The sequence below is a fragment of the Amycolatopsis samaneae genome, assembly GCF_039541975.1.
GTDB lineage: Bacteria > Actinomycetota > Actinomycetes > Mycobacteriales > Pseudonocardiaceae > Amycolatopsis > Amycolatopsis samaneae.
On sequence record NZ_BAABHG010000019.1, the window covers coordinates 103,642 to 128,238 of the forward strand.

The window sequence follows — 24,597 nt, forward strand, 5'->3', positions numbered from 1 at the left end:
GACCTCACCATGACGTCTGTCAGGGATGGTCACCTCTCGCGGTCGGCAAAGCGCCCCAATGTGGCATTGGGTGCGCTCAACGCGCCCAATGTGGCGTTCGGTGCGTCCAACGCACCGAACGCCACATTGGGGCGCATGGACCGCGCTGGGTCAGCAGCCGATCAGGCGGGCCGCCAGATAGGACTCGAGCTTGTCGATCGCGACGCGCTCCTGGGCCATGCTGTCCCGCTCGCGCACGGTGACGGCCTGGTCGTTGAGCGTGTCGAAGTCGACCGTGACGCAGAACGGCGTGCCGACCTCGTCGTGGCGACGGTAGCGGCGGCCGATCGCACCGGCGTCGTCGAAGTCGACGTTCCAGTGCTTGCGCAGCAGCGCGCCGACCTCCTTCGCCCGCGGCGTGAGGTCCGCGTTACGGGAGAGCGGGAGCACCGCGGCCTTGAACGGCGCGAGCCGGGGGTCGAGCTTGAGCACCACGCGCTTCTCGACGCCGCCCTTGGCGGTCGGCGCCTCCTCCTCGTGGTAGGCGTCGACGAGGAACGCCATCATCGACCGGCCGACACCGGCGGCGGGCTCGATCACGAACGGGCGGTAACGCTCCTTCGTGGCCTGGTCGAAGTAGGACAGGTCGACACCCGAGTGGTTCGAGTGCGTGGTGAGGTCGAAGTCGGTGCGGTTGGCGATGCCCTCCAGCTCGCCCCACTCCTGGCCCGCGTTGAAGTCGAACCGGTACTCGATGTCGACGGTCCGCTTCGCGTAGTGCGAGAGCTTTTCCTTCGGGTGCTCGTAGTGGCGCAGGTTCTCGGACCTGATGCCGAGGTCGGTGTACCACTTCGTGCGCTCGTCGATCCAGTACTGGTGCCAGGTCTCGTCCTCGCCCGGCTCGACGAAGAACTCCATCTCCATCTGCTCGAACTCGCGGGTGCGGAAGATGAAGTTGCCCGGCGTGATCTCGTTGCGGAAGGACTTGCCGACCTGGCCGATGCCGAACGGCGGCTTCTTCCGCGCCGTCGTCTGCACGTTGAGGAAGTTGACGAAGATGCCCTGCGCGGTCTCCGGGCGCAGATAGGCCAGGCCCTCGTCGGACTCCACCGGGCCGAGGTAGGTCTTGAGCATCATGTTGAAGTCACGCGGTTCGGTGTACTGGCCGCGGGTGCCGCAGTTCGGGCACGGGACCTCGGACAGGTCGTCCTCGCTGGTCTCCTTGCCGGTGCGCCCGGCGAACTCCTCCGCGAGCTGGTCGGCGCGGAAGCGCTTGTGGCAGGACAGGCACTCGACCAGCGGATCGGTGAACACGCCCACGTGGCCGGAGGCGACCCACACCGGGCGCGGCAGGATCACCGAGGAGTCGATGCCCACGACGTCGTCGCGGCCCTGCACCACGGTCTTCCACCACTGGCGCTTGATGTTGTCCTTCATCTCGACGCCGAGCGGTCCGTAGTCCCACGCCGACCGGGTGCCGCCGTAGATCTCTCCGCTGGGGAAGACGAAGCCACGACGCTTGCACAGGCTGACGACGGATTCAATGATATTGGCGGGCACTCCACGCTCCGGAAGCATGCGGGGACGGTTATCGGACTCGAAGGACTAGCGTATCCGCCCGCCCCCGCGGCCCTTCCGGCGAGGTGACCGGCTTACGGACGCGACACGAGCGACGCGGTGACGACCCGGTTGTCCTCGTACCCGGTGCTCCCGCCCACGTACTCACCGCCACATGTGACGAGCACGAGCCGATGCGGGCCGTCCGGCCCGAACAGCTGTTCCGAACGTTCCGCGAGCTGGGTCTTGTGCACGGTCTCGGCGGTGTCGATCCGGTAGGTCCACCGGCCGCCGGAGGTGTCGGTCAGCGCGAGGTCCTGACCCGCCTTGACCTGCCAAAGCTCGTAGAACGGGCCCTTGGCGCCCTTCCAGTTCACGTGCCCGGAGAGCACCGCGACGCCGTGGTCGGCGCCGAGGTTCGCGCCCCACCACGCGGCCTCGCCGAGGGCCTGCGGGATCGGCAGCGTCCCGTCCTCGGTGAGGTCCTGGCGCACCGCCTTCGCGGTCCCGCCGCCGGGCAGCGTGAGCACACCGGGCACCTTCCCGCTGTCGGTACCGCCGTGCCCGGCGGCCGCCGCCGAGGCGGGCACGGGAGCCCCTGCCGTCCCGTTCGCGGCGACAGGATCACCCTTTCCGGTGAATACGAGCAGCGCCGTGACCACCGCGGCCACCACGAGCACCGCGGCGGCGATGAGGATCCAGCGCCGGGAAGCGCTCTTCGGCGCGGCGCCGGTCGCGGAGTTGGACGGGAACGTCATCGGGTCGGGCTCCTTCACTCGGGTGCATCGGCATAACAGGACATGCCGTGTGCCGCCCGGGTGGTTGCCTCGGATTTCCCGGCCGTCAACCGCCGTCAGGGCGGGAGACCAGCGCCGCGGTGACGATCCGGTTCTCGTCGTAGCCCTCGGTGCCGCCGACGTAGTCGCCACCGCAGGTCACCAGCACCAACCGATGGGGCCCGTCCTGCCCGAAAACGCGCTGGGCCTGCGCGGGCAGGTCGCCCTTGGCGACGGTGGCCACGCCGGTCACCCGGTACAGCCAGCGGCCGCCCTTCGCGTCGACGATGCTCACGTTGTCCCCGGCCCGCATCCGCCACAGCTCGTCGAACGGGCCCTTCGCCGCCGCCCAGTTGACGTGCCCGGACAGCACGGACGCCCCGTGCGCGGCGCCGAGCCGCGCGCCCCACCAGGCGGCGTCGCCGAGCCCGCGCGGGATCGGGAGGACACCGGTGCGGGTCACCTCGGTGCGGACCAGCCGGGCGGCGCCGCCACCGGGCAGCGCGACGGTGCCCGGGCGCTGCTGCCCGGGCGCCGAGTTGTCCACCGGCAGCACCGCGGGCGCGGCGTCCTCACCGGGCAGCGATCCCGGCGGCGGCTCGACGGCCGCGATCGGGGTCGCGGGCACCCAGGTCAGCACGATCACCCCCGCGGCGATCGCGAGCACGGCCACCACCGCCGACAGCGCGGCCAGACCGATGCGCGGCACGCGTGCTATCCCTGTTCCGCCTTCGCGCGGCGGCGACGGCCCAGCACGACGGCGAGCGCGGCGAAGGCGAGACCGCCGCCGAGCAGGCCGAACCCGAGCGGGAGACGGAAGCCGTCCTCCGGCGCGGCCGCGGCGACGTACCCGGCCGGGACCTGGGTCGGCACCGTGGGCTGCTGCTGCCCGGTCGCGCCGGTTCCGGTGCCACCCGCGGGCCTGGCCACGAAACTCTTCGGGATCGAGCAGCTGACGCCGCCGAGGACGACGTTCGTCTTGACGTCCTCCATGCTCACGTTCTGGTCGTTGCGCACGTGCGTGGTGATGTCGACGCGCCAGCCCCCGACCGCCGTCACGTCCCCGTCGCGCCAGCCGTCCTGGCGGACCAGCTGGTCGAAGGCGGTGACCCGGGACACCGTGACGTCCGAGGTGGTCTTCTCCTTGCTGGCCTGCGGGACGTCACCGGGCGGGCCGAGCTTCAGGTCCTTCACCTGCAGGGCGGACCCGCCGCCGGGCACGGCGGCCGGGGCGAGCGTCCCGTCGGTGCCGCGGACCCAGAGCTTCGCCACGGCGGTGGTGGCCGTGGTCCGGCCCGGCGCGGCGCAGTCGACCGCGCTGCGCGCCCCCTCGAACACCAGCACGGTGTTGTCCAGCGGTTTCTCGCCGCCCTGCCAGTTGTCGCGGATGGCGTAGTTGGTCTCGGCGACCGCGGTCGGGACGGTGCTCTGCTGCAGCGCGGCGGTGACCTCGTGGTCGCGGCTGGCGATCGCGGCCGGGTAGGCGCTGGCCGACGCGCCGGCGAACTTGCCGAGGTCGATCTGGTAGTGACCGCCCAGCGTGGCCTTCTCACCGTCGTTGTTGGGCACCGCGACGCGGTCGGCCGACAGCTTCGACTGGCCGGGGCTCAACGGCGACCGCTGGGTCTCGGTGATCAGGGCGCCACCGTGCTGGCCGCCGCCCGCGCCGATGCGCACCGACGCGATGTTGGCGAACGACACCGGGCCCGTCTTCTCGTCCACCTGCTGCGGTGCCTGCGCCGAGGCCACCCCCGGGACCGCCACCAGCACGACCAGCGCCGACGCCGCGGACTTCGTCACGAAACGCCTCATGATGCCCCAACTGCCTCCGCTCCGGCCGGACCCGAACGAACCGCCGGTACCACGGCCCGGCGGAAGCTCCTCGCGACAACCTTGCACCGTCCGCCACAGGTTGCGAAGCGGAACCACCGATTCTCCCCGATGTCACCTGAACGGACTAGTACCTTCCGCGCGTCGACGACCAGACGGCGGTCACTCACGGGAACACTAGGATAGCCGGTGCCGTTATCGGCAATGACTACGGAAATCATGGTCCGGACCGGCCGGGCACGGTGAAGGCGCGGAGGCTCGACATGGCGACGGTGACCCCGGATGCGGCCGCCCTGGCGGACGACGACGGCACGCACACCCCCGGCCAGCCGAGCGCGGCCCCGGCGGTGACGGCCTCGGCCGCCACCCTCGCCGACGCCGGTGACCTGCTGCGGGCACTCGCCGCCCCGGTCCGGATCGCGATCGTGCTACAACTGCGCGAGGCCGACCGCTGCGTGCACGAGCTGGTCGACGCCCTCGACGTCGCCCAGCCGCTGATCAGCCAGCATCTGCGTGTGCTGAAGACGGCGGGCGTGGTCCGCGGCGAACGCCGTGGCCGCGAGGTGGTCTACCAGCTGGCCGACGACCATCTCTCGCACATCGTCGTCGACGCGGTGGCACACGTCCAGGAAGGGAAGTGACCATGAGCGACGCTTGCGAGCGAATCATTGGGTGTCATGCGCCCAAGGAAATCGGACACTGTCTCGCGGAGCGAGTCGATCGCATGAGCGACGCTTGCGGGCGAACCGGGAAAACCACGCGCCACCAGGGATTCCGTACTTTCTCACGAAGCGAGTCGATCGTATGAGCCAGGCCGCGCCCCGCGGCACGACCCCGGTGCCCGGCCGCCGCTCCACCCGGCAGCGGACCGCGGTCGTCGACCTGCTCAACACCATCGACGGCTTCCGCTCCGCGCAGGAACTCCACGACGAGCTGCGCCGGCGTGGCGACGGCATCGGGCTGACCACGGTCTACCGGACCCTGCAGTCGCTGTCCGAGGCCGGGGAGATCGACGTCCTGCGCACCGAGTCCGGCGAGGCCATCTACCGGCGTTGTTCGGCGCACCACCACCATCACCTGGTGTGCCGGGTGTGCGGACGGACCGTGGAGGTGGAGGGTCCCGCGGTGGAACGCTGGGCCGAGAAGGTCGCCGCCGAACACGGCTTCTCCGACATCAGCCACACCGTCGAGATCGTCGGCCTCTGCGCCGACCACTGATTCGTCCTTTGTGGACTCCAGTGCCCTGAAGGACTCCTTCGGGGCATGCGGAGGTCAGTACTCGTAGGGGTCCTTCGGGGCCGGGATGGATTTCACCGTGGCGACGGCGAAATCCGGGGTGTAGCCGTTCGCCTTCGTCGCGGTGCCGGGGACGACCCGGCCGGTCACCTCGATCCAGGCGTCGGTCGCGAGGTGCCCGGCATCCCCGCCCCGTAGCCGGGCGGTCACCGGATAGGCGTCCGCGGCGCAGCAGGTGATCACCAGCCGGGCCAGCAGCGTGCCGCCGCCGGAGTGCACGACGAATCCGGACAGCGAGACCGTGCGATCGTTCAGCGTCCCGTTGCGGTCCCAGCCCGCCCGGCTGACGAACTGGTTGAGCGGCAGGGAAACCACGGGATCCGCGGGCAACGGCGGGAACACCGCCGCGTCGGCCGCGGCGGCGCTCTGCGGGGCCCTCGCCTCGGTCCTGGTCACCGAGTCGGCGCCGAGCGCGGGCGGCGCCACCAGGAACACCGCCAGCACCGGCAGCACCAGCAGCCACGCCGACCGCGCCGCGTGGTGGTGCCCCTCCCCCGGCCCGTGTCCGTGCGCGTCACCCGGCGGACCGGGCGCCGCCCCCGGTGCCGACGGCCGGGCCTGGGCCCGCGCCCCCAGCACGTCACGCACGATCGCGACCACGCCGAGCACCACCATCACCGCGCCACCGGCGATGATCCACGGCTGCTGCGCGGGTTTGACGTAGCGCAGGTAGTCACCGTTGAGCGCGATCTTGACCAGCGCCCCGCCGAGCAGGATCAGCAGGACGTTCTGGGTTTCCCGCCTCACGAAACACCTCCCAGGAACACGACCCCGGCCAGCACGCCGCACACCAGCGCCACCACGAACGTGACCGGGGCGAACCGCAGCGCGAACGACCGGCCGAAGGTGCCCGCGTGCAGGGCGAACAGCTTGACGTCGACGGCGGGTCCGACCACCAGGAACACCAGCTTCCCCAGCAGCGGCACCGCGGACAGCGACGCGGCCACGAAGGCGTCCGCCTCACTGCACAGCGCGAGCACCACCGCGAGCACGGCCATCACCAGCACGCCGAGCACGATCTGCTCGCCGAGCACGCCGAACCACCGCGCCGGCACCAGGACGTTCAGCGCCGAGGAGATGAACGCGCCGAGCACGAGGAACCCGCCCGACTCGACGAGATCCGCGCGGGCCGTCTCCGCGAAAACCCGCCACCGGGCACCGTTTTCGACCTCGGGAAGCCGTTTCAGCGCCCGCTCGGTGATCCACTCCAGCCTGCCCCAGCGCGCCCACAGCCAGCCCATCGCCATCGCCGTCACCAGCGAACCCGCGAAGCGCGCGAGCACCATCTCCGGCCGCCCCGGGAACGCCACCGCGGTGGCCACGAGCACCACCGGGTTCACCGCGGGCGCGGCGAGCAGGAACGTCAGCGCCGCCGCGGGCGCCACCCCCTGCCCCATCAGCCGTCTGGCCACGGGTACCGAGGCGCACTCACACCCCGGCAGGGCGGCCCCGGCGAGCCCGGCGACACCCACCGCGGCGGCAGTCCGCCGCGGCAGCAGCCCGCGCAGCACCCGCGCGGGCAGGAACGCCGCGATCGCGCCGCTGATGAGCACGCCGAGCACCAGGAACGGCAGCGCCTGCACGCACACCGCCACGAACACCGTCGAGCCGGTGCGCAGCGCGGGCACGTCGAACACACGCTGCAGCCAGCCCTGGGCCAGGATCGCGATCAGCAGGACCGCGCACAGGACCTCGATCGAGGAGATCCGGAACCGGCGCCGGGTCAGTGCCGGACCGGCGGGGTTGTTGGAAATGGTTTCCACGGTCGCGATGATGCCAGGCCGGTCCGACACGCTCGCGGGCGAGCGGAGGATCGACGCCCGTTTCGGCCACCGAAACTCCGTTCGCCCGGATTTTTCCTCTGTGGTCGCCCACTGCGGTCGCTGCTGGTGGCGAGTCCCGGCGCCCGGGTGCTGAAGGACGCCATCGGTGCGCTCAGTGCACTGAAGGCGTCCTTCAGCACGGCCAACGCACTGAAAGCGTCCTTCAGCGACGAGGACGATTCCTCAGCCGAGGCCGGGAAGCTCGGTCCTCAGCTGTGAAGCGGTCGACACCACGAGCATCATCAGCGTCCCCAGCGGCGCGGGTTCCATCCCCCGCGCCGGGAAGGCGTAGCGCAACGTGACGTCGACGCCCTTTTCGCTGCGGGACACCCCGAGCGTGCCGAACAGCCCCTCGCCCGCGCGCCGCGCCACCGCGGCCGCGATCGCGTCCTCGTCGGGCAGGTCCCAGGCGATCACGCAGGTCATGCTGAGCACCGCGAGCCCGTCCGCGAGCATGCTCGCCTGGACCACGCAGGGCACGTCGTTGTGGGAGAAGGTCAGCACGCCGTCGTCGTCGACACGCACTTCGAGGTAGCGCTCCAGCCCCTCGCGCGCCCGCGTCAGCAGGTCGGCCGTCTCCGCCGCTTCGGTGGTGCTCACGAGGTCCCCTCCGGCGCGTCCTCCGCGGCCTGGTCGACAGCACCGCCGAAGCGGCGGTCGCGTTTCGCGAACTCCAGGCAGGCCCGCCACAGGTGGGTGCGGTCGAAGTCGGGGAACAGCGTGTTCTGGTAGACCATCTCCGCGTAGGCCGACTGCCAGATCAGGAAGTTCGACGTCCGCTGCTCGCCGGAGGGCCGCAGGAACAGGTCCACGTCCGGCATGTCCGGCTGGTAAAGGTACTTCCCGAGGACGCGCTCGCTGATCTTGTCCGGGTTCAGCTTCCCGTCCGCGACGTCCTGGCCCATCCGGCGCATCGCGTCGGCCAGCTCGGCCCGCCCGCCGTAGTTGACGCACATGGTCATGTTGAGCGCGGTGTTGTCCTTGGTCTTCTCCTCGGCGACCTGGAGCTCCTTGATCACGCTCGCCCACAGCTTCGGCCGCCGCCCCGCCCAGCGGATCCGCACGCCGATCGAGCCGAGGTAGTCGACCTGGCGGCGGATGGTGTCGCGGTTGAAGCCCATCAGGAACCGCACCTCTTCGGGACTGCGCTTCCAGTTCTCGGTCGAGAACGCGTACACCGAGAGCCACTTGACGCCGATCTCGACCGCGCCGCTCGCGACGTCGATCATCACGGCCTCGCCGCGTTTGTGCCCCTCGATCCGCGGCAGCCCGCGCTGGTTGGCCCAGCGGCCGTTGCCGTCCATCACCAGCGCGACGTGCTTCGGGACCAGCTCGCGCGGGATCTCCGGCGGCCGCGCCCCGGACGGGTGCGGATCCGGCGCCCGCAGCTCGTACCGCGACGCCTTCGTCTCGCGTCCCCTGCGCAGCACCTCGTACCCTCCAAAAAACCGGTGGTTCGTCGCCGACGACCCTACTGGCCCGGTGCCGCGGCCTCCCTGGCACGCCGCTCGACCAGCGGCAGCGAACGGAGCTGACGTTCCAGATGCCACTGCAGATGCGCCGCGACCAGGCCACTCGCGTCACGCCGCACCACCGGCACCGACTCCTGCGCGACCGCCCACTCACCGTGCATGAGCGCGTTGAGCAGGATCAGCACCTCGGGAGCGGGATGCACGCACCCGGGGACGCGGCAGTCCTGGCACATCGACCCGCCTGCGGCGACGCTGAACGCCGCGTGCGGACCGGGCAGGCCACAGCGGGCGCATTCGGTGATCGCCGGCGCCCAGCCCGCGTAGGACATCGCGCGCAGGAAGAACGCGTCGAGCACCAGCGAGGAGTCCCGCTCGCCACCGGCCAGCGCGCGCAGCGCGCCCACGACGAGCAGGTACAGCTTGAGCACCGGCTCGCCCTCCTCGGCGGAAAGCCGGTCCGCGGTCTCGGCGATCGCGCTCGCCGCGGTGTAGCTCTGGTAGTCGGCGACCAGGGGCAGCGCGAACGCGTCCACGGTCTCGACCTGGGTGATCACGTCGAGCGTGCGCCCGGTGTAGAACTGGACGTCGACGTGCCCGAAGGGCTCCAGCCGCGCCCCGAACCGCGACGAGGTGCGGCGGACGCCCTTGGCGACGGCCCGGACCTTGCCGTGCCGCCTGGTCAGCAGGGTGACGATCCGGTCGGCCTCACCCAGCTTGTGTGTCCGCAGCACCACTCCGGTGTCGCGATAGAGGTTCACCACCCCGACATCGTCCCATCCGGGGACGACATCGGGGCGGAGCGACCCCGGATCAGTGGTAGTAGCTGTAGGTGCGGACGCTCGAGGCGGCCACGATCGCCACGATGATCCACACGATGCTCAGCACACAGCTGATGCCGCCGATGATGGTGGCGATCAGGCAGAGCGTCTTGGTCGTCTTCGACGCCTGCTCCGCCATCATGTAGTTGCCCTGGGCCTTGTACGTGTTGACCTCGTTGGACTTCATGATCGCGAAGATCGCGAGAATCCAGAACAGGAAGATGCAGCCGATCGCCCAGCCCTTGTAGTCCTTGATGGCGTTGATGTCGCCACCACCGGGCGGCATCCCCGGACCACCACCGAAGGCGGGCTGGCCGTACGGCGGCGACGGCTGCCCGTAGGGGGCAGGCTGGCCGTACGGCGCGGGCATCCCGCCGGACTGCGCGGGCATTCCGCCCGACTGCGGGTATCCCGGCTGCTGGCCGTAGGGCTGCTGGCCGGGCTGCTGGCCGTAGGGATTGGTCATGACGGTCTTCCCCAATTACTCGTGATCTTCCGGCGGGCACTCCCCGCCGGTGGTGACCGGTGCCGGTCCCCGCTACCGCGGGGGCTGGTCCTGGCCGGGCTGATGTGGCGGCATCCCGCCGGGCTGGATTTTCTGTGTCTCGTCGGCCCCGGCGGCGCCGGTGGCAGCTTCCGGCCGCACCACCTGGGTGCGCTCGGCCTGCTCGCCGCCGGGCACCTCCGGCGCGGCGGCGCCCGGACGCAGCACCTGGGTGCGCTCCGGCTCGTCCTGGCCGGGCTGCGGCTGCGGCGCGGCGAAGCCCCCTGGCTGCGGCGGCTGGCCGGGCGCGCCGGGCTGGCCGAAGCCACCCGGCTGCGGCGGCTGGCCGAACGCCCCCTGCGGCTGCTGGCCGAAACCGCCCGCCTGCGGCGGCTGGCCGGGCGTGGCGGGCTGACCGAAGCCACCCGGCTGGGGCGCGGCCTGCGGCGGCTGCCCGAACCCGCCGGTCTGCGGCTGGCCGAAACCACCCGGCTGGGGGCCTGTCGCGAACGGCTGCGGCGGCTGTCCCGGCGCGGGGTATCCCCCGGCGCCGAGCGGCTGCGCGGGCGCGCCGGCGAACGGGGACGACCCGGCGCCGGGCATCGCGCCGGGGACGCCGTCCGCGGTGACCACAATGGACCCGACGATCTTGTCGGCGAAGGTCTGCGCCTTGTCGTCCCACAGCGGCCACAGGAAACCGAGGTAGCAGATGGCGCTGTCGAGGATGTGGCAGATGTCGCGGAGGAACGCGCCGCCCGCGCCGAGCGGCTGGGCGGTGTCCTCCTTGACCAGCTTGATCTTCAGGATCCGCTTGCCGAGCGACTGACCGGTGTTCCCGCCCTGGATCCAGCGGTTGTAGACGGTCCAGCCGAGCCCGGCGAGACCGCCGAGGCCGAGCAGGATCGAGCCCGCGGCGACGGAGCCGATCATCACCAGATAGCCGATGAGCTGGATGGCGATGATCGGGCCGAGGTCGATGAGGAAGGCGCCGACGCGCTGGCCCCAGTTCGCGAGGTTGTTCGGCGGTCCGCCGAACGCCGGAGGCTGCCCGAACGGGGCGGGCTGGCCGTAGGGCGCGGACGGGCCCGGCTGGCCGAACGGGGCCTGCTGACCGGGCTGCGGCTGCCCGAACGGCGCCGGCTGGCCGAACGGCTGCTGCCCGGGAGGCTGCTGGCCGTAGGGATCGGTCATCGGGTCTTTCCCCCTCGCTGGTCGCTCCCCCGCACGGTTCTCGTGCGGGAATCGGGCCGAATGTACGGCACTGCCCACCGCCCGTCCGGCTCGCGGAGCGTACTCGGTGCCGAAAGGGTTACACACGGCAGGCGCCGATGCCGGGCGAACGGCTGAACCCGGTCCGACGCGCCGGGCGCGCCGCCGGTTCCCGGGTGCCGCCGAATCGGCGGGAATCAGACGTACAGGCCGGTGAACGGGGCGAACGGCAGATTGCGGACGACGAACCACACGACGAACACCACGGCGAAGGCCAGCGGGGTCCACCGCCAGTGGAGCCAGCTGTTCACCGGTCTGCCGCGCAGCCGACCGACCGCCCAGCCCGCAGTGCTCCACACGAACAGCAGAACGACCACAAAGGACACCGCGTTGTAGTGCAGCGCGGCGGGAATGTCGCCGTGCAACAGGCTGTAGGCCATCCGGAGCCCGCCACAGCCGGGGCAGTCGATGCCCAGCAGCGCCTTGGTCGGGCAGACCGGGAGCGGGCCGCCGGGCGTGGTCGGGTCGCCGAGCCACACCGCGACGCAGCACACCCCGGCGCCCGCGGCGACGGCCAGCGGCGGGGCCAGCGCGCGAGTCTTCGCACGCCAGCCCCGCGCCGGGAATCCCGTGTAGACGGTGGTGGTCACGGGGTGAACCCCTTGACCGAGGTACCGACGATCACGAGCATCACCACGATGAAGATGACGTAGAGCAGCAGGATGATCCCGATGCTGATGGCCGACCACATCGCCCATTTCTTCGCGTCGTCGGCCGCCTTCCGTGCCTCCACGTGCATTCCTTGGAACCACAGGGAATTCACCTGGCTCGACTTCACGATCGCGACGATCCCGAGCGGCAGGCAGCACAACACGGTGGCCAGGATCGCCCACACGAGATTGTTGTCCGGCGGCGGCCCGTAGTTCGGGTAACCACCGTAGGGCTGCTGCCCGCCGGGCGGGTAGGGCGGTGGGTACTGGTAGGTCATCTAGCCCCCTGCTTGGGTGTTACCGATCCGGCCGGAAGCCGGCGGACACGGGCCGCGACCGAGCTGCTCCCGGCCACCCGTTTCCGCCGTGACTGTAGTCGGATTGGTAACGCACGGGCGCGGTACCTCAGTATCGGGTGCTGATGGTGCCGCCGAAGGTGAACACCCCGGCGATCGACAGGATGACCACGAGCACGATCCACACGGCGCCGATCGCCGCGGAGATGATCGCCCACTTCTTCGCCGAGTTCGCCGCCTCCTGGGCCGCGGTCTGCTCGCCCTGCGCCCACAGGCCGTTGACCTTGGCCGCCTGGACGATCGAGACGATACCGAACGGCAGGCAGCAGAAGATCGTGGTGAGGATGGCCCACACGAGGTTGTTGCTGGGCGGCGGCCCGGGCTGGTAGCCGCCCCCCTGGCCGCCGGAGTAGTTGGGCAGGCCCTGGTTCTCGGTCATTGTTCTCGATGTCCCTTTCGGTGTACGTGCGGTAGCGGCCCGGCGCGCTGCCCGATCAGCGCCCCATGCCGGAGGTGAGACTGTAAGACCTCTCCTCCGGTACCGGTCCCCGTTTTGTGCCGTCGCGACCGAATCGAGATCAGGAGTTCAGAAACCGAGCCTGCGCAGTTGCTTGGGATCGCGCTGCCAGTCCTTGGCGACCTTGACATGCAGGTCGAGATACACTTTCGAGCCGAGCAGGGCCTCGATCTGCTTACGCGCGGTCGCGCCCACCTCGCGCAGCCGCTCGCCCTTGTGCCCGAGGATGATCCCCTTCTGGCTCGGCCGCTCGACGTACAGGAACGCGTGAACGTCGATGAGGTCGTCGCGGCCCTCGCGGGGCAGCATCTCCTCCACGGTGACCGCGATCGAATGCGGCAGCTCGTCGCGGACACCCTCCAGCGCGGACTCGCGGATGAGCTCGGCGACCAGGGTCTGCTCCGGCTCGTCGGTGAGCTCGCCGCCCGGGTACAGCTGCGGGCCCTCGGGCAGCTTCGACACGAGCACGTCGGCGACCTCGCCGACCTGGAAACCGTCCACAGCGGACACCGGGATCAGCTCGGCGAAGTCCATCACCTTCTGCAGCGCCAAAAGCTGCTCGGCGACCTGCTCCGGTTTGACGAGATCGGTCTTGGTGACGATGCCGATCACCGGTGTACGCTTCGCGATCTTGGCCAGCTCGGTGGCGATGAACCGGTCGCCCGGCCCGATCTTCTCGTTGGCGGGCACACAGAATCCGACAACGTCCACTTCGGACCATGTCGAGTGCACCACGTCGTTGAGGCGCTGCCCGAGCAGAGTCCTGGGTCGGTGCAGGCCCGGTGTGTCGATGATGACGAGCTGGCTGTCCTCGCGGTGCACGATGCCGCGGATCGCGTGGCGGGTGGTCTGTGGCTTGCTGGAGGTGATGGCGACCTTCGTGCCGACCAGCGCGTTGGTCAGCGTCGACTTCCCCGCGTTGGGCCTGCCGACGAAGCACGCGAACCCGGAACGATGCGGTTCCCCCATCAGCGCAGCACCTCCAGCACCGCGCCCGACGGATCGGCGAGCACGATCGGCGCGTGCTCGGCGAGATCGCGCACCGCGTGCACGGACGCCTCCTTCAGCAGCGGCTCGCCGCTGACGACCACGGCCGCCTCGATGCCCTCGGCACCGCTGGACAGCGCCGCGGCGATGGCCGCCTGCATCGCGGTGAGCTGGAACGAGGGCTGGTCGACCGTGCTCGCGGCGTAGGTCCGGCCGTCGGTGTCGCGCACGGCGGCGCCCTCGGCGGCCCGCGTGCGCGCCCGCGACGAGCGGGCCAGGGTGACCAGCTTCTGGTCCTCGGCGTCCAGCTCAGGCATGTTCGACTCTCCTGTCACGTTCGTCGGGGTGGGGCGGCTTGCCGCGACGGCGCCCGGATCCGCCGTTGCCTTCCGGCGGCTCCTCTTCGGCCTTCGCGACCGGCCGGACGACGACCGAGGTGATCCTCATCCGCCCGCGCCGGTCCTTGCCCCCTTCGGCGAACAGCCTAAGACCGGCCACCTCGGCCTCCGCGCCCGGCAGCGGAACCCGGCCCAGCTGCTCGGCGAGCAGCCCGCCCACGGTCTCGACGTCGTGGTCTTCTTCGAGGTCGATCCCGAACAGTTCGCCGAGGTCGCCGAGCCCGAGCCGGGAGGACACCCGGAACTCGCCGTCCGGCAGCTCCTCGACCTCGGGCCGCTCGTCCGCGTCGGACTCGTCGGTGATCTCGCCGACGATCTCCTCCAGGATGTCCTCGATGCTGAGCACACCCGCGGTGCCGCCGTACTCGTCGACCGCGATGGCCATGTGGTTGTGCGAGAGCTGCATCTCCTTCAGCAGCTCGTCGAGGCGTTTGGAGTCCGGCACGAAGCTCGCCGGGTTCATCACCTCGGCCACCCGCCGCGTGGACCCGCCCGCCATGTACGCGGGCATGAGGTCCTTGATGTTGACGACGCCGACGATGTCGTCGACCGACTCGCCGATCACCGGGACCCGGGTGAACCCGGTGCGCAGCGCGAGGGCCAGCGCCTGCCGCACCGTCTTGTCCTGCTCGATCCAGACGATCTCGGTGCGCGGCACCATGACCTCGCGGGCCACGGTGTCACCCAGCTCGAACACCGAGTGGATCATCTCGCGCTCGGAGTCCTCGACGACGCCGCGTTCCTGCGCGAGGTCGACGAGCTCGCGCAGCTCGACCTCGGAGCTGAACGGCCCTTCGCGGAAGCCGCGGCCGGGCGTGATGGCGTTACCGATGACGATGAGGAGCCGGGACAGCGGGCCGAGCACGGAGCCGAGCACGCGCACCGGCCCCGCGACGAGGGTGCCGACCCAGTACGGATGCTGGCGCCCGATGGTGCGCGGCCCGACGCCGACGATGACGTAGACGACCACGACCATCACGATCGCGGCCACCGCGACGGCGAGCCCGAACGGCTCGATCTCGTCCAGGCACACCACGGTGACCAGCACGGTCGAGGTCAGCTCGCAGCTGACCCGCAGGAGCAGCAGCAGGTTGATGTGGCGGCGGCGTTCGTCGATGACCGCGGCGAGCTGGCGCGCGCCGACGCGGCCCATCCGGACCAGCCCCTCGGCGCGTGCCTTGGAGACGGTGCTGATGGCCGCGTCGGCCGCCGCGAACACCCCGCCGAGGAGGACCAGCGCGATCGCGATGACGAGCAGTGCGGTGTAGTCGCCCATCGGCGGAGGACCCGTCAGGCCGGTGGCTCTTCGGCGGACGGGACGGTGTCGAGCCCGGCGGTGCCGAGCAGCCGTTCGTCCGCGTTGCGCTGCGCGTCCCGGCGGTCGTGCGCGGCCACCGCGGCCTGGTACTCGCCGAGGATGCGCTTCTGCAGACCGAACATCTCACGTTCCTCGGCGGGCTCGGCGTGGTCGTAGCCGAGCAGGTGCAGGACGCCGTGCACGGTGAGCAGGTGCAGCTCGTCGAGCAGCGCGTGGCCCGCCTTTTTGGCCTGGTCCTTCGCGAACGCCGGACAGAGCACGATGTCGCCGAGCAACGCGGGCGAGGCGTCCGGGGCGTCGGGACGCCGGGAGGAGTCCAGCTCGTCCATCGGGAACGCCATGACGTCGGTCGGGCCCGGCAGGTCCATCCAGCGTTCGTGCAGGTCCGACATGACGTCGAGGGTGGTGAGCAGGATGGACAGCTCGGCGAGCGGGCTGACCTCCATCTTGTCGAGCGCGAAGCGCGCGGCCGCCACGATCGACGTCTCGTCGACGTCGACCCCGGACTCGTTGGCGATCTCGATGCTCATCGCCTACCACCCTTCCAGCCGTTGCCGGGCTGGTCCTGGGCATCCTGCACGGCCTGCCATTTCTCGTACGCGTCGACGATGTCGCCGACGAGCTTGTGCCGCACCACGTCCTGGCTGGTCAGCTCGGAGAAGTGCAGATCGTCGACGCCGCTGAGGATGTCCCGGACGACGCGGAGACCGCTGCGCTGCCCGCTGGGCAGGTCGACCTGGGTGATGTCGCCGGTGACGACGATCTTGGCGCCGAAGCCGAGCCGGGTGAGGAACATCTTCATCTGCTCGGGCGTGGTGTTCTGCGCCTCGTCGAGAATGATGAAGGCGTCATTAAGGGTTCGGCCCCTCATGTATGCGAGGGGCGCGATCTCGATGGTGCCCGCCTGCATGAGCCGCGGGATGGACTCGGGCTCGACCATGTCGTGCAGCGCGTCGTAGAGCGGGCGCAGGTAGGGGTCGATCTTCTCGTTGAGCGTGCCGGGCAGGTAGCCGAGCCGCTCGCCGGCCTCGACGGCGGGGCGGGTGAGCACGATGCGGGTGACCTGCTTGGCCTGCAGCGCCTGCACGGCCTTCGCCATGGCGAGGTAGGTCTTGCCGGTGCCGGCGGGGCCGATGCCGAAGACGACGGTGTGCTTGTCGATGGCGTCGACGTAGCGCTTCTGGTTGAGCGTCTTGGGCCGGATGGTCTTGCCGCGCCGGGAGACGATGTTGAGGCTGAGGACCTCGGCGGGTGAGGCGTCGCCGGTGGAGAGCATGCCGACGGTGCGCCGGACGGTGTCGGGGCCGACGTGCTGGCCGCCACCGGCCAGTGTCACGAGTTCGGCGAAGACGCGTTCGGCGAAGGCGACGTCGGCGGGGGTGCCGGTGAGGGTGACCTCGTTGCCGCGGACGTGGACGTCGGCGGCGAGGAGTTCCTCGGCGACGCGGAGGTTCTCGTCGCGGGAGCCGAGCAGGGACAGCGCCGCCGCGTCGGGGATCGGGAATCGGGACTGGGCCGCCTCGGTGGCGGTGGCCTCATCGAGGGCCGCGCTGTCGATGGACTGTGCGTCGATGGGCTCTGCGGGGACGCCGTTGGGGACGTCGGGCTGGGCGGCTCCACCCTGTGCGGTTCCGGCCACGTGGCCTCGGGCCTGCTTTCTGCGCTATCGCTGCTTTCGGCGGTTTCTGACCCTTCGATGCTAGCGGTTTCGCCCGCCGGGGCGCAGTCCGGTTACCGCAGGCCCGGGGCCCGCGCTACCCGCCGAGTCCGCCGAAGTGCCCCAGCTGCTCCCCGCCGAGCACATGCGCGTGCACGTGAAACACGGTCTGCCCGGCGTCGGCGTCGGTGTTGAACACCACCCGGTACCCCGACGACGAGATCCCTTCCAGCGAGGCCACCTTGGCCGCGGCAGAGATCACATCAGCCAACAACTGCGGATCCGCGGCCGCGAGTTCGGCGACATTGCGATACCGCTTCCGCGGAACCACCAGCACGTGCACCCGCGCTTGCGGATTGATGTCCCGAAACGCGAACGTCGTTTCATCCTGATACACGACCTCCGCCGGAATCTCCCCACCAATGATCCGCTCAAACAACGTCTCAGCGTCACTCATACGCCCACCCTATCGACCAGTGCACGCCGGGCCGCCAGGCCCAAGTAGCACGAACCACGTGACCAGCCGGCGCCCTCACGTGCACGACAGGAGGTCCCACGTGATCAGACGGAGCTCTCACGTGATGGAAAGGGGAACCACGCTGGGTCGGGACCTGCCGCACCGTGGGGGGTCCGGGGGGCTCGGCCCCCGGGTAGGACGCGGAACCGCCCGGAGGCGAAGGGTGGGCTGGAGCGAAGCGGAAGCACACACGAAGACGCCGCGGCGCGGTGGAGCCTGGGGGTCGCTCCACCGCCGCCGCGGCTCCGCCGGACCGAGGGGGGAGGTGCCCGGCGGGGTTCTTCGCGCGCGACCGGTTCTCGCCCAGTAGCGCGCCGAAACCGTGTGTGGCGCGTTAGTAAACGAGAGTAACGGCTCGCAGTGTGATCGCGCCATAACTCGCCGCAAATTGTCGCGAATTTTTTGGTCGGAGGTTTTTCACCGCCATCGGACGGTGAGGGCGCCGAGCGCGCCGAGCGCGACCGCGGCGGCCGTCGACGTGCGCAGGACGGTGGGGCCGAGGCGGACGGGGCGGGCGCCGGCCGCGGTGAGGGTGGCGAGTTCCTCGTCGGTGACGCCGCCCTCGGGGCCGACGACGAGGAGCAGGTCGCCGGTGGTGGGGAGGTCGAGGTCGGTGAGCCGGTCGGGGACGTCGGATTCGAGGACGACGGCGAGGGCGGTGGTGGCGGCGAGTTCGGCGAGTTCGGGGGTGCCGACGGGGTCGGTGACGTCGGGGACGTGGGCGCGGCGGGCCTGTTTGGCGGCGGCGCGGGCGGTGCCGCGCCAGCGGGCGAGGGCTTTGTCGCCGCGGGCCCCGTCCTCCCAGCGGGCGATGCTGCGGGCGGCGCGCCAGGGGACGATGGCGTCGGCGCCGGCCTCGGTGGCGAGTTCGACGGCGAGTTCGCCGCGGTCGCCTTTCGCGAGTGCCTGGGCGACGAGGACGCGGAGGGCGGGGGGTTCCTCGGTCCAGTGGTGCTCGACGGTCAGGGTGACCGACGCGTCGCGGCCGGCGCGGACGGCTTCGACGACGCAGCGTGCCATGGTGCCCGCGCCGTCGGAGAGGACGAGCCGCTCCCCCGCGCGCAGGCGGCGGACGGTGGCCGCGTGCCGGGCTTCCTCGCCGTCGAGAACGGTGTGCCCGCTGGTGGGCACGGTTTCGGCGAGGAAGACCGGCAGGGTGGTGTCCGGCACGCGGGTTACCGGTGGTTCTTGGCGCGCAGCTTGGAGAACAGCCCGCCGTGCTTGGTGCCGTTGGTGGCCAGGGTGGGTACTTCCTCGCCGCGCTGCTGGGCGAGGTCGATGAGCAGCTCGCGCTGGGCCTCGTCGAGTTTGGTGGGCACCTGGACGTCGATGTGGACGTGCAGGTCGCCGCGGCCGTCGACGCGGCCGGAGGACCGGAGCCGGGGCATGCCCTTGCCGGTGAGCACGAGCTCGGTGGCGGGCTGGGTGCCGGGTTCGATGTCGAGTTCGTAGTCGCCGTCGACGAGTGTCGCGATGGGCACGGTGGCGCCGAGCGCGGCGGTGGTCATCGGGATGCGGAAGTTGCAGTGGATGTCGTTGCCCTGGCGGACGAACACCTCGTGCGGGGCCTCGTCGATCTCGACGTAGAGGTCGCCCGCGGGGCCGCCGCCGGGCCCGACCTCGCCCTGTCCGGACAGGCGGATGCGCATGCCGTCGCCGACGCCGGGCGGGATCTTGGCGGTGACGGTGCGGCGCGAGCGGATCCGGCCGTCGCCGCCGCACTGGCGGCAGGGGTCGGGGATGACCTCGCCGAAGCCGCGGCAGACCGGGCAGGGGCGCGCGGTGACGACCTGGCCGAGGAAGGAGCGCTGCACGGACTGGACCTCGCCGGCGCCGCCGCAGGTGTCGCAGGTCTTGGTGCCGGTGCCGGCGTTGGTGCCCGCGCCGCGGCACAGGTCGCAGACGACGGCGGTGTCGACGCTGATCTCGCGGTCGACTCCGGTGGCGCAGTCCTCGAGGGTGAGGCCGAGCCGGATCAGCGCGTCGGAGCCGGGCTGGACGCGGCTGCGGGGGCCGCGGCCACGTCCGCCGCCGCCTCCGCCCGCGGCGCCGAAGAATGCGTCCATGATGTCGCCGAGGCCGCCGAAACCGGCGAAGGGGTCACCTCCACCGCCGCCACGGGCGCCGTTGTCCATCGGGTCGCCGCCGAGGTCGACGATCTTGCGCTTCTGCGGGTCGGAGAGCACCTCGTACGCCGTGGTGACCTCGCCGAAGCGGTGCTGCGCGTCCTCCGACGGGTTGACGTCGGGATGCAGCTCCCGGGCCATCTTGCGGTACGCGCGTTTGATCTCCTGATCGGACGCGTTCTTGGCCACGCCGAGGATGCCGTAGTAGTCCCTCGCCACCGTCTTTGCCTTCTCCTTCTTCTCTGCCTGCCCGGCTATCGGGCGGACAGGATCTGCCCCACGTAGTTGGCCACGGCGCGCACCGCCGCGATCGTGCCCGGGTAGTCCATCCGCGTCGGGCCGACCACCCCCATGCCCCCGAGCAGCATGTCGTCGCGCCCGTACCCGATGGACACGACCGAGGTGCTGCGCATCTGCTCGTCCTCATTTTCCTCACCGATACGCACGGTGATCGCACCGGGGTTGCGCGCGGCGGCGAGCAGCTTCAGCACCACCACCTGCTCCTCCAGCGCCTCGAGCACCTGGCGCAGCGAGCCGGGGAAGTCCGCGACGTTGCGGGTGAGGTTCGCGGTGCCACCGAGCACCAGCCGTTCCTCGGGGTGTTCGACCAGCGACTCCACCAGCACGGTACAGACCCGGGTCAGCGCGTCGCGCAGCTCACCGGGTGCCTGCTCGGGCAGCTCGGCCACTCGCGCCGCCGCGTCGTTGAGCCGCCGGTTCGCCATCGCCGTGTTGAGCACGGCGCGCAGCCGCGTGACGTCCTCGTCGGTGAGGATGTCGCCCAGGTCGACCGTACGCTGGTCGACGCGCCCGGAGTCGGTGATGAGCACCAGCATCAGCCGGGCCGGGGTCAGCGGGACGACTTCGAGGTGGCGTACCGCGGCGTTGGTCAGGGCCGGGTACTGCACGATCGCGACCTGCCTGGTCAGCTGGGCGAGCAGGCGGACGGAGCGGCGCAGGACGTCGTCGAGGTCGGTGCCGCTGTCGAGGAAGTTCGTGATCGCCCGGCGCTCGGCGGTGGACAGCGGCTTGATCTCGGAGAGCCGGTCGACGAACAGGCGGTAGCCCTTGTCGGTCGGGATGCGGCCCGCGCTGGTGTGCGGCTGGGTGATGTACCCCTCCTCCTCCAGCGCGGCCATGTCGTTGCGCACGGTGGCGCTGGACACGCCGAGGTTGTGCCGCTCGACGATCGTCTTCGACCCGACCGGCTCCTGGTTGGAGACGTAGTCGGCGACGATCGCGCGCAGCACCTCGAAGCGGCGCTCGTCCGCGTTGGCCACACACACCTCCGTACACCCGTCGCACTCACAACGAGTTTACGGAACCTTGAGTGCCCGGCGCGCAGCCTCGTCTCCCGAAGGGCTCTGAAGGCCACCTTGAGGGACCTGGGTTCCCTCAAGGTGGCCTTCGGAGACTGCTGCTCAGGAGTTTTTCGGGAAGCCCAGGTTGACGCCCGCGTGGGAGCGGTCGGGCCAGCGGGAGGTGACGACCTTGGTGCGGGTGAAGAAGTGGAAGCCCTCCGGCCCGTACGCGTGCGAGTCGCCGAACAGCGAGTCCTTCCAGCCGCCGAAGGAGTAGTAGGAGACCGGGACCGGGATCGGCACGTTGATCCCGACCATGCCGACCTCGACCTCGTTCTGGAAGCGCCGGGCGGCCGCGCCGTCGCCGGTGAAGATCGCGGTGCCGTTGCCGTAGGCGTTCGCGTTGACCAGCTCCAGCGCGGCCTCGTAGGAGTCCGCGCGGGCGACCGAGAGGACCGGGCCGAAGATCTCGTCGGTGTAGACCGGCATCTCCGGGCGCACGTGGTCGAACAGGGTCGGGCCGAGCCAGAACCCGCCCGGCTCGCCGTCCACCTCGACGCCCCGGCCGTCGACGACCAGCGTGGCGCCCGCGGACACCCCCGCGTCCACGTAGGACTCGACGCGTTCGTGGTGTGCCCTGGTGACCAGCGGCCCCATTTCCGAGGTGGGTTTCCGACCGTCGCCGACCCGCAGCTTCGCGATCCGCTCGGCGATCTTCCGCACCAGTTCGTCGCCGACCGGGTCGACCGCGACCACGACGGACACCGCCATGCACCGCTCGCCCGCGGAGCCGAAGCCCGCGGACACGGCGGCGTCCGCGGCGAGGTCGAGGTCGGCGTCGGGCAGCACGACCATGTGGTTCTTCGCCCCGCCGAGTGCCTGGACGCGCTTGCCGTTGCGGGTCGCGGTCTCGTAGACGTACCGGGCGATCGGGGTCGACCCGACGAAGGAGATCGCCTTGACGTCGCGGTGTTCCAGCAGCCCGTCGACCGCGACCTTGTCGCCGTGCAGCACGTTGAGCACGCCCGCGGGCAGACCGGCCTCGGCGAACAGCTCGGCGATGAAGTTCGCGGCCGAGGGGTCCTTCTCGCTGGGCTTGAGCACCACGGTGTTTCCGCAGGCCAGCGCGTTCGGGACGAACCACAGCGGCACCATCGCCGGGAAGTTGAACGGCGAGATGACGCCGACGACGCCGAGCGGCTGCGCGATGGAGTAGACGTCGACGCCGGTCGAGGCGTTTTCGCTGAAGCCGCCCTTCAGCAGCTGCGCCGCGCCGCAGGCGTATTCGACGTTCTCGATCGCGCGGGCGATCTCGCCCGCCGCGTCGGACTCGACCTTGCCGTGCTCGCTCGTGACGATCTTCGCCAGTTCGTGCTTGCGGGCCACGAGGAGTTCGCGGAAGGCGAAGAGGATCCGCGTGCGCGCGGCGAGCGAGGTCCCCCGCCAGCCCGGCAGCGCCGCCGACGCGGCCGCCACGGCCTGCGCGATCTCGTGCTCGCCCGCGAAGTCGACCTTCGCCCTGACCTCGCCGGTCGCCGGGTCGAACACGTCCCCGCCGCGCTGCGCCGCCCCCGCGAAGGGTTTGCCGTCGATCCAGTGGCTGATGCGATCGGTCACGAGACCTCCTTCGTCGGCCCCGTGACCGGGGTGCTGTGTCTGATGGTGCCCTCGCTTCGCTCGGCCACGAGGTCCGCTCCTTCTCCTCCGGTGTTGCCTGCACGGGAAGTGTCCGGGGACGCGCCGGGTGGGCACTATCGGCAACGTGTACCGACTCGGCCGCGCGGCCGTACAGTCTGTTCCACCCTGGAGACTGTGCCCATCCGGAGAAAAGTGAGCCGATGTACCCGACCGTCGCCGAGGTCCTGGCCCTGCCCGTGCTGCGCCAGGGGCACCCGCACGTGGTGGCCGGGGCGGCGGGGTTGGACGCCGCCGTGCGCTGGGCGCACGTCGGCGAGGTCGCCGACATCGCGCACCTGCTGCGTGGCGGCGAGCTGGTGCTCACCACCGGCGTGGCGCTGCCCGACGACGGCGCCGCGCTCGCGGCGTACATCGGCGACCTGGCCGGCGTCGGCGCCGCGGGCCTGGTGATCGAACTGGTCCGGCACTGGTCGGAGAAGCTGCCGCCCGCGCTGGTCGAGGCGGCCGACCGGCACGATCTGCCGCTGGTCACGCTCTCCCGCGAGACGCGCTATGTCGCGGTCACCGAGGCGGTCAACGGGATGATCGTGGACGCGCAGGTCGCCGAGCTGCGCGCGGCCGAGCGCGTGCACGAGACGTTCACCGCGCTGACCGTCGCGGGCGCCGAGCCACGGGTGGTGCTGGGCGAGGTGGCGCGGATCACCGGTCAGCCGGTGGTGCTGGAGACCCTGGACCACGAGGTGCTCGCCTACGACGCGGCGGGCACCGACCCCGGCGAGCTGCTGACCGGCTGGCCCGCGCGTTCGCGGGCGATCCAGGTCGGCGAGCGGACCGGGTACCACGCCGGGGCGGGCTGGCTGGTGACCGTGGTCGGCGCGCGCGGGCACGACTGGGCCCGGCTGGTCGTGGTGTGCGCCGAGGCGCCGCCGCACCGGCACCGCGTCGTCGCCGAGCGGGCCGCGTCGGCGCTGGCGGTGCACCGGCTGGTCGCGAAGGACTCCGACGGGCTCGAACGACAGGCCCACCGCGCGGTGCTGACCGAGCTGCTGTGCTCGCCGACGCCGTCCGCGGAGCTGCTGGCCCGTGCCTCGGCGCTGGCCGTCCCGCTGACCGGACGCCGGCTGGTCGGGCTGGCGATCCGCCCGCGGATCCCGGCGACGGCGCGGGCGGCGCTGTCCACCCCGCCGGTGCTGCGGGAGCTGGCCGAGGCGGCCGCGCTGTCGGCGCGGCGGGCGAAGGTGGCGGTCCTGGTCGGGACGGACGACGTCGCGGTACGCGCGCTGATCGCGCTGTCGCCGGAGGCGAACGCCGAAGCGGTGGTGCGGCGCCTGGCCACCGACGTCCACGAGGCCAGGAGCAGCGCGCCCGCGGTGATCGCGGCGGGCACCACGGTGTCCGCTCCCGCCGACGCCCGCCGGACGCTCGTCGAAGCCGCGCACGTCGCGGCCGCCGCGCTGCGGGAGGGCCGGGAAGACGACGAAGACACCGCCCGGCCGGTGCACCGGCTGGCCGACGTCCGGCTGCGCGGGCTGCTGCACCTGCTCGCCGGTGACGAGCGGGTGACCGCGTTCGCCGCGCGGGAGCTGGGCCCGCTGCTCCAGCGCGACGCCGCCGCGGGCAGCAGGCTCGTGCAGGCGCTGCGGCACTACTGCGCCCACGGCGGCAACAAGTCCGCCGCCGCGGCGGCGGCCCACACCTCGCGGACGGCGTACTACCAGCAGCTCGCCCGCATCGAGCAGGTGCTCGGGGTCCGGCTCGAAGACCCCGAATCGATGCTCTCGCTCCACGTCGCACTGCTCGCACACGACATCACGCGCGATGTCACCCAGCCGAGCGACGAAGACTCACCCGGACGAGGAACACAGTGATCGGTACGGGGCTGCCGATA

General features: G+C 71.2%; 27 protein-coding genes. 3 read left to right on the top strand and 24 right to left on the bottom strand.

Going from position 1 to position 24,597, the window contains the following annotated elements; genetic code table 11:
• Nucleotides 1-150: 150 nt before the first annotated feature.
• From ABD987_RS38005 to ABD987_RS38020, 4 genes are all read right to left on the bottom strand, one after another.
• The gene (locus ABD987_RS38005) at nucleotides 151-1,539 is read right to left on the bottom strand and encodes a glycine--tRNA ligase (protein ID WP_345406037.1); all 1,389 of its coding nucleotides are present in this window, start codon (nucleotides 1,537-1,539) and stop codon (nucleotides 151-153) included.
• Between the two features lie 92 nt (nucleotides 1,540-1,631).
• Complete coding sequence (locus ABD987_RS38010; protein WP_345406040.1) at nucleotides 1,632-2,294, bottom strand: class F sortase; 663 nt, start codon at nucleotides 2,292-2,294, stop codon at nucleotides 1,632-1,634.
• A gap of 85 nt (nucleotides 2,295-2,379) precedes the next feature.
• Nucleotides 2,380-3,021 carry a class F sortase gene (locus ABD987_RS38015; protein WP_345406044.1) on the bottom strand — a complete coding sequence of 214 codons (642 nt, stop codon included), beginning with the start codon at nucleotides 3,019-3,021 and terminating at the stop codon, nucleotides 2,380-2,382.
• A 5-nt stretch (nucleotides 3,022-3,026) separates the two neighbouring features.
• Complete coding sequence (locus tag ABD987_RS38020) at nucleotides 3,027-4,112, bottom strand: hypothetical protein (protein ID WP_345406047.1); 1,086 nt, start codon at nucleotides 4,110-4,112, stop codon at nucleotides 3,027-3,029.
• A 293-nt stretch (nucleotides 4,113-4,405) separates the two neighbouring features.
• Between ABD987_RS38020 and ABD987_RS38025 the strand changes: the two genes are divergently transcribed.
• Both ABD987_RS38025 and ABD987_RS38030 read left to right on the top strand, forming a co-directional pair.
• On the top strand, nucleotides 4,406-4,783 hold the full coding sequence (locus ABD987_RS38025; protein WP_345406050.1) for an ArsR/SmtB family transcription factor: 378 nt from the start codon (nucleotides 4,406-4,408) through the stop codon (nucleotides 4,781-4,783).
• Nucleotides 4,784-4,946: 163 nt separating this feature from the next.
• Complete coding sequence (locus ABD987_RS38030) at nucleotides 4,947-5,360, top strand: Fur family transcriptional regulator (RefSeq protein WP_345406053.1); 414 nt, start codon at nucleotides 4,947-4,949, stop codon at nucleotides 5,358-5,360.
• Nucleotides 5,361-5,414: 54 nt separating this feature from the next.
• Here the strand turns inward: ABD987_RS38030 and ABD987_RS38035 are convergent, their stop codons facing one another.
• From ABD987_RS38035 to ABD987_RS38130, 20 genes are all read right to left on the bottom strand, one after another.
• A complete protein-coding gene (locus ABD987_RS38035; protein WP_345406056.1) occupies nucleotides 5,415-6,185 on the bottom strand; it encodes a TIGR03943 family putative permease subunit in 771 nt (256 codons plus the stop codon).
• The gene (locus ABD987_RS38040; protein WP_345406059.1) at nucleotides 6,182-7,201 is read right to left on the bottom strand and encodes a permease; all 1,020 of its coding nucleotides are present in this window, start codon (nucleotides 7,199-7,201) and stop codon (nucleotides 6,182-6,184) included. The genes ABD987_RS38035 and ABD987_RS38040 overlap by 4 nt, the downstream gene beginning before the upstream one ends.
• Before the next feature lie 243 nt (nucleotides 7,202-7,444).
• The gene (locus ABD987_RS38045; protein ID WP_345406062.1) at nucleotides 7,445-7,861 is read right to left on the bottom strand and encodes a hypothetical protein; all 417 of its coding nucleotides are present in this window, start codon (nucleotides 7,859-7,861) and stop codon (nucleotides 7,445-7,447) included.
• The gene (locus tag ABD987_RS38050; RefSeq protein WP_345406065.1) at nucleotides 7,858-8,691 is read right to left on the bottom strand and encodes an isoprenyl transferase; all 834 of its coding nucleotides are present in this window, start codon (nucleotides 8,689-8,691) and stop codon (nucleotides 7,858-7,860) included. The genes ABD987_RS38045 and ABD987_RS38050 overlap by 4 nt, the downstream gene beginning before the upstream one ends.
• A gap of 41 nt (nucleotides 8,692-8,732) precedes the next feature.
• Nucleotides 8,733-9,494 carry a DNA repair protein RecO gene (gene recO, locus ABD987_RS38055; RefSeq protein ID WP_345406068.1) on the bottom strand — a complete coding sequence of 254 codons (762 nt, stop codon included), beginning with the start codon at nucleotides 9,492-9,494 and terminating at the stop codon, nucleotides 8,733-8,735.
• Between the two features lie 49 nt (nucleotides 9,495-9,543).
• On the bottom strand, nucleotides 9,544-10,017 hold the full coding sequence (locus ABD987_RS38060) for a CD225/dispanin family protein (RefSeq protein ID WP_345406071.1): 474 nt from the start codon (nucleotides 10,015-10,017) through the stop codon (nucleotides 9,544-9,546).
• A gap of 72 nt (nucleotides 10,018-10,089) precedes the next feature.
• Complete coding sequence (locus tag ABD987_RS38065; protein ID WP_345406074.1) at nucleotides 10,090-11,226, bottom strand: RDD family protein; 1,137 nt, start codon at nucleotides 11,224-11,226, stop codon at nucleotides 10,090-10,092.
• Nucleotides 11,227-11,441: 215 nt separating this feature from the next.
• A complete protein-coding gene (locus ABD987_RS38070; RefSeq protein WP_345406077.1) occupies nucleotides 11,442-11,894 on the bottom strand; it encodes a DUF2752 domain-containing protein in 453 nt (150 codons plus the stop codon).
• Nucleotides 11,891-12,232 carry a CD225/dispanin family protein gene (locus tag ABD987_RS38075; protein WP_345406080.1) on the bottom strand — a complete coding sequence of 114 codons (342 nt, stop codon included), beginning with the start codon at nucleotides 12,230-12,232 and terminating at the stop codon, nucleotides 11,891-11,893. The genes ABD987_RS38070 and ABD987_RS38075 overlap by 4 nt, the downstream gene beginning before the upstream one ends.
• A 127-nt stretch (nucleotides 12,233-12,359) precedes the next feature.
• Nucleotides 12,360-12,689, bottom strand: a complete 330-nt coding sequence (locus ABD987_RS38080; RefSeq protein WP_345406083.1) for a CD225/dispanin family protein — start codon at nucleotides 12,687-12,689, stop codon at nucleotides 12,360-12,362.
• 147 nt (nucleotides 12,690-12,836) lie between these two features.
• On the bottom strand, nucleotides 12,837-13,736 hold the full coding sequence (era, locus tag ABD987_RS38085; protein ID WP_345406086.1) for a GTPase Era: 900 nt from the start codon (nucleotides 13,734-13,736) through the stop codon (nucleotides 12,837-12,839).
• Entirely contained in the window at nucleotides 13,736-14,071 is a 336-nt protein-coding gene (locus ABD987_RS38090) for a cytidine deaminase (RefSeq protein WP_345406089.1), read from the bottom strand. Before ABD987_RS38090 ends, era begins: the two co-directional genes overlap by 1 nt.
• On the bottom strand, nucleotides 14,064-15,428 hold the full coding sequence (locus ABD987_RS38095) for a hemolysin family protein (protein ID WP_345406092.1): 1,365 nt from the start codon (nucleotides 15,426-15,428) through the stop codon (nucleotides 14,064-14,066). Before ABD987_RS38095 ends, ABD987_RS38090 begins: the two co-directional genes overlap by 8 nt.
• 14 nt (nucleotides 15,429-15,442) lie before the next feature.
• Nucleotides 15,443-16,000 (bottom strand): rRNA maturation RNase YbeY, encoded by a 558-nt coding sequence (gene ybeY, locus ABD987_RS38100; RefSeq protein WP_345406095.1) that lies wholly within the window; start codon nucleotides 15,998-16,000, stop codon nucleotides 15,443-15,445.
• The gene (locus ABD987_RS38105) at nucleotides 15,997-17,109 is read right to left on the bottom strand and encodes a PhoH family protein (protein WP_345406098.1); all 1,113 of its coding nucleotides are present in this window, start codon (nucleotides 17,107-17,109) and stop codon (nucleotides 15,997-15,999) included. The genes ybeY and ABD987_RS38105 overlap by 4 nt, the downstream gene beginning before the upstream one ends.
• Nucleotides 17,110-17,224: 115 nt before the next feature.
• Nucleotides 17,225-17,584 carry a histidine triad nucleotide-binding protein gene (locus tag ABD987_RS38110; RefSeq protein ID WP_345406101.1) on the bottom strand — a complete coding sequence of 120 codons (360 nt, stop codon included), beginning with the start codon at nucleotides 17,582-17,584 and terminating at the stop codon, nucleotides 17,225-17,227.
• A 477-nt stretch (nucleotides 17,585-18,061) separates the two neighbouring features.
• On the bottom strand, nucleotides 18,062-18,814 hold the full coding sequence (locus ABD987_RS38115; protein WP_345406104.1) for a 16S rRNA (uracil(1498)-N(3))-methyltransferase: 753 nt from the start codon (nucleotides 18,812-18,814) through the stop codon (nucleotides 18,062-18,064).
• A 5-nt stretch (nucleotides 18,815-18,819) separates the two neighbouring features.
• Entirely contained in the window at nucleotides 18,820-19,989 is a 1,170-nt protein-coding gene (dnaJ, locus tag ABD987_RS38120; protein ID WP_345406107.1) for a molecular chaperone DnaJ, read from the bottom strand.
• A gap of 35 nt (nucleotides 19,990-20,024) precedes the next feature.
• Nucleotides 20,025-21,050 (bottom strand): heat-inducible transcriptional repressor HrcA, encoded by a 1,026-nt coding sequence (gene hrcA / locus ABD987_RS38125; protein ID WP_345406110.1) that lies wholly within the window; start codon nucleotides 21,048-21,050, stop codon nucleotides 20,025-20,027.
• Nucleotides 21,051-21,191: 141 nt separating this feature from the next.
• Nucleotides 21,192-22,688: a CoA-acylating methylmalonate-semialdehyde dehydrogenase gene (locus ABD987_RS38130; RefSeq protein ID WP_345406112.1), complete on the bottom strand. Its 1,497-nt coding sequence runs from the start codon at nucleotides 22,686-22,688 to the stop codon at nucleotides 21,192-21,194.
• Between the two features lie 221 nt (nucleotides 22,689-22,909).
• Between ABD987_RS38130 and ABD987_RS38135 the strand changes: the two genes are divergently transcribed.
• Nucleotides 22,910-24,577, top strand: a complete 1,668-nt coding sequence (locus tag ABD987_RS38135; protein WP_345406114.1) for a PucR family transcriptional regulator — start codon at nucleotides 22,910-22,912, stop codon at nucleotides 24,575-24,577.
• Nucleotides 24,578-24,597: the final 20 nt, after the last annotated feature.

What these genes read in the sequence shown, in the direction of transcription:
- ABD987_RS38010 (WP_345406040.1), bottom strand. Translation starts at nt 2,294, where the DNA reads ATGACGTTCCCGTCCAACTCCGCGACCGGCGCCGCGCCGAAGAGCGCT.
- ABD987_RS38025 (WP_345406050.1), top strand. Translation starts at nt 4,406, where the DNA reads ATGGCGACGGTGACCCCGGATGCGGCCGCCCTGGCGGACGACGACGGC.
- ABD987_RS38030 (WP_345406053.1), top strand. Translation starts at nt 4,947, where the DNA reads ATGAGCCAGGCCGCGCCCCGCGGCACGACCCCGGTGCCCGGCCGCCGC.
- ABD987_RS38060 (WP_345406071.1), bottom strand. Translation starts at nt 10,017, where the DNA reads ATGACCAATCCCTACGGCCAGCAGCCCGGCCAGCAGCCCTACGGCCAG.
- ABD987_RS38065 (WP_345406074.1), bottom strand. Translation starts at nt 11,226, where the DNA reads ATGACCGATCCCTACGGCCAGCAGCCTCCCGGGCAGCAGCCGTTCGGC.
- ABD987_RS38075 (WP_345406080.1), bottom strand. Translation starts at nt 12,232, where the DNA reads ATGACCTACCAGTACCCACCGCCCTACCCGCCCGGCGGGCAGCAGCCC.
- ABD987_RS38080 (WP_345406083.1), bottom strand. Translation starts at nt 12,689, where the DNA reads ATGACCGAGAACCAGGGCCTGCCCAACTACTCCGGCGGCCAGGGGGGC.
- era (WP_345406086.1), bottom strand. Translation starts at nt 13,736, where the DNA reads ATGGGGGAACCGCATCGTTCCGGGTTCGCGTGCTTCGTCGGCAGGCCC.
- ABD987_RS38090 (WP_345406089.1), bottom strand. Translation starts at nt 14,071, where the DNA reads ATGCCTGAGCTGGACGCCGAGGACCAGAAGCTGGTCACCCTGGCCCGC.
- ABD987_RS38095 (WP_345406092.1), bottom strand. Translation starts at nt 15,428, where the DNA reads ATGGGCGACTACACCGCACTGCTCGTCATCGCGATCGCGCTGGTCCTC.
- ybeY (WP_345406095.1), bottom strand. Translation starts at nt 16,000, where the DNA reads ATGAGCATCGAGATCGCCAACGAGTCCGGGGTCGACGTCGACGAGACG.
- ABD987_RS38110 (WP_345406101.1), bottom strand. Translation starts at nt 17,584, where the DNA reads ATGAGTGACGCTGAGACGTTGTTTGAGCGGATCATTGGTGGGGAGATT.
- ABD987_RS38135 (WP_345406114.1), top strand. Translation starts at nt 22,910, where the DNA reads ATGTACCCGACCGTCGCCGAGGTCCTGGCCCTGCCCGTGCTGCGCCAG.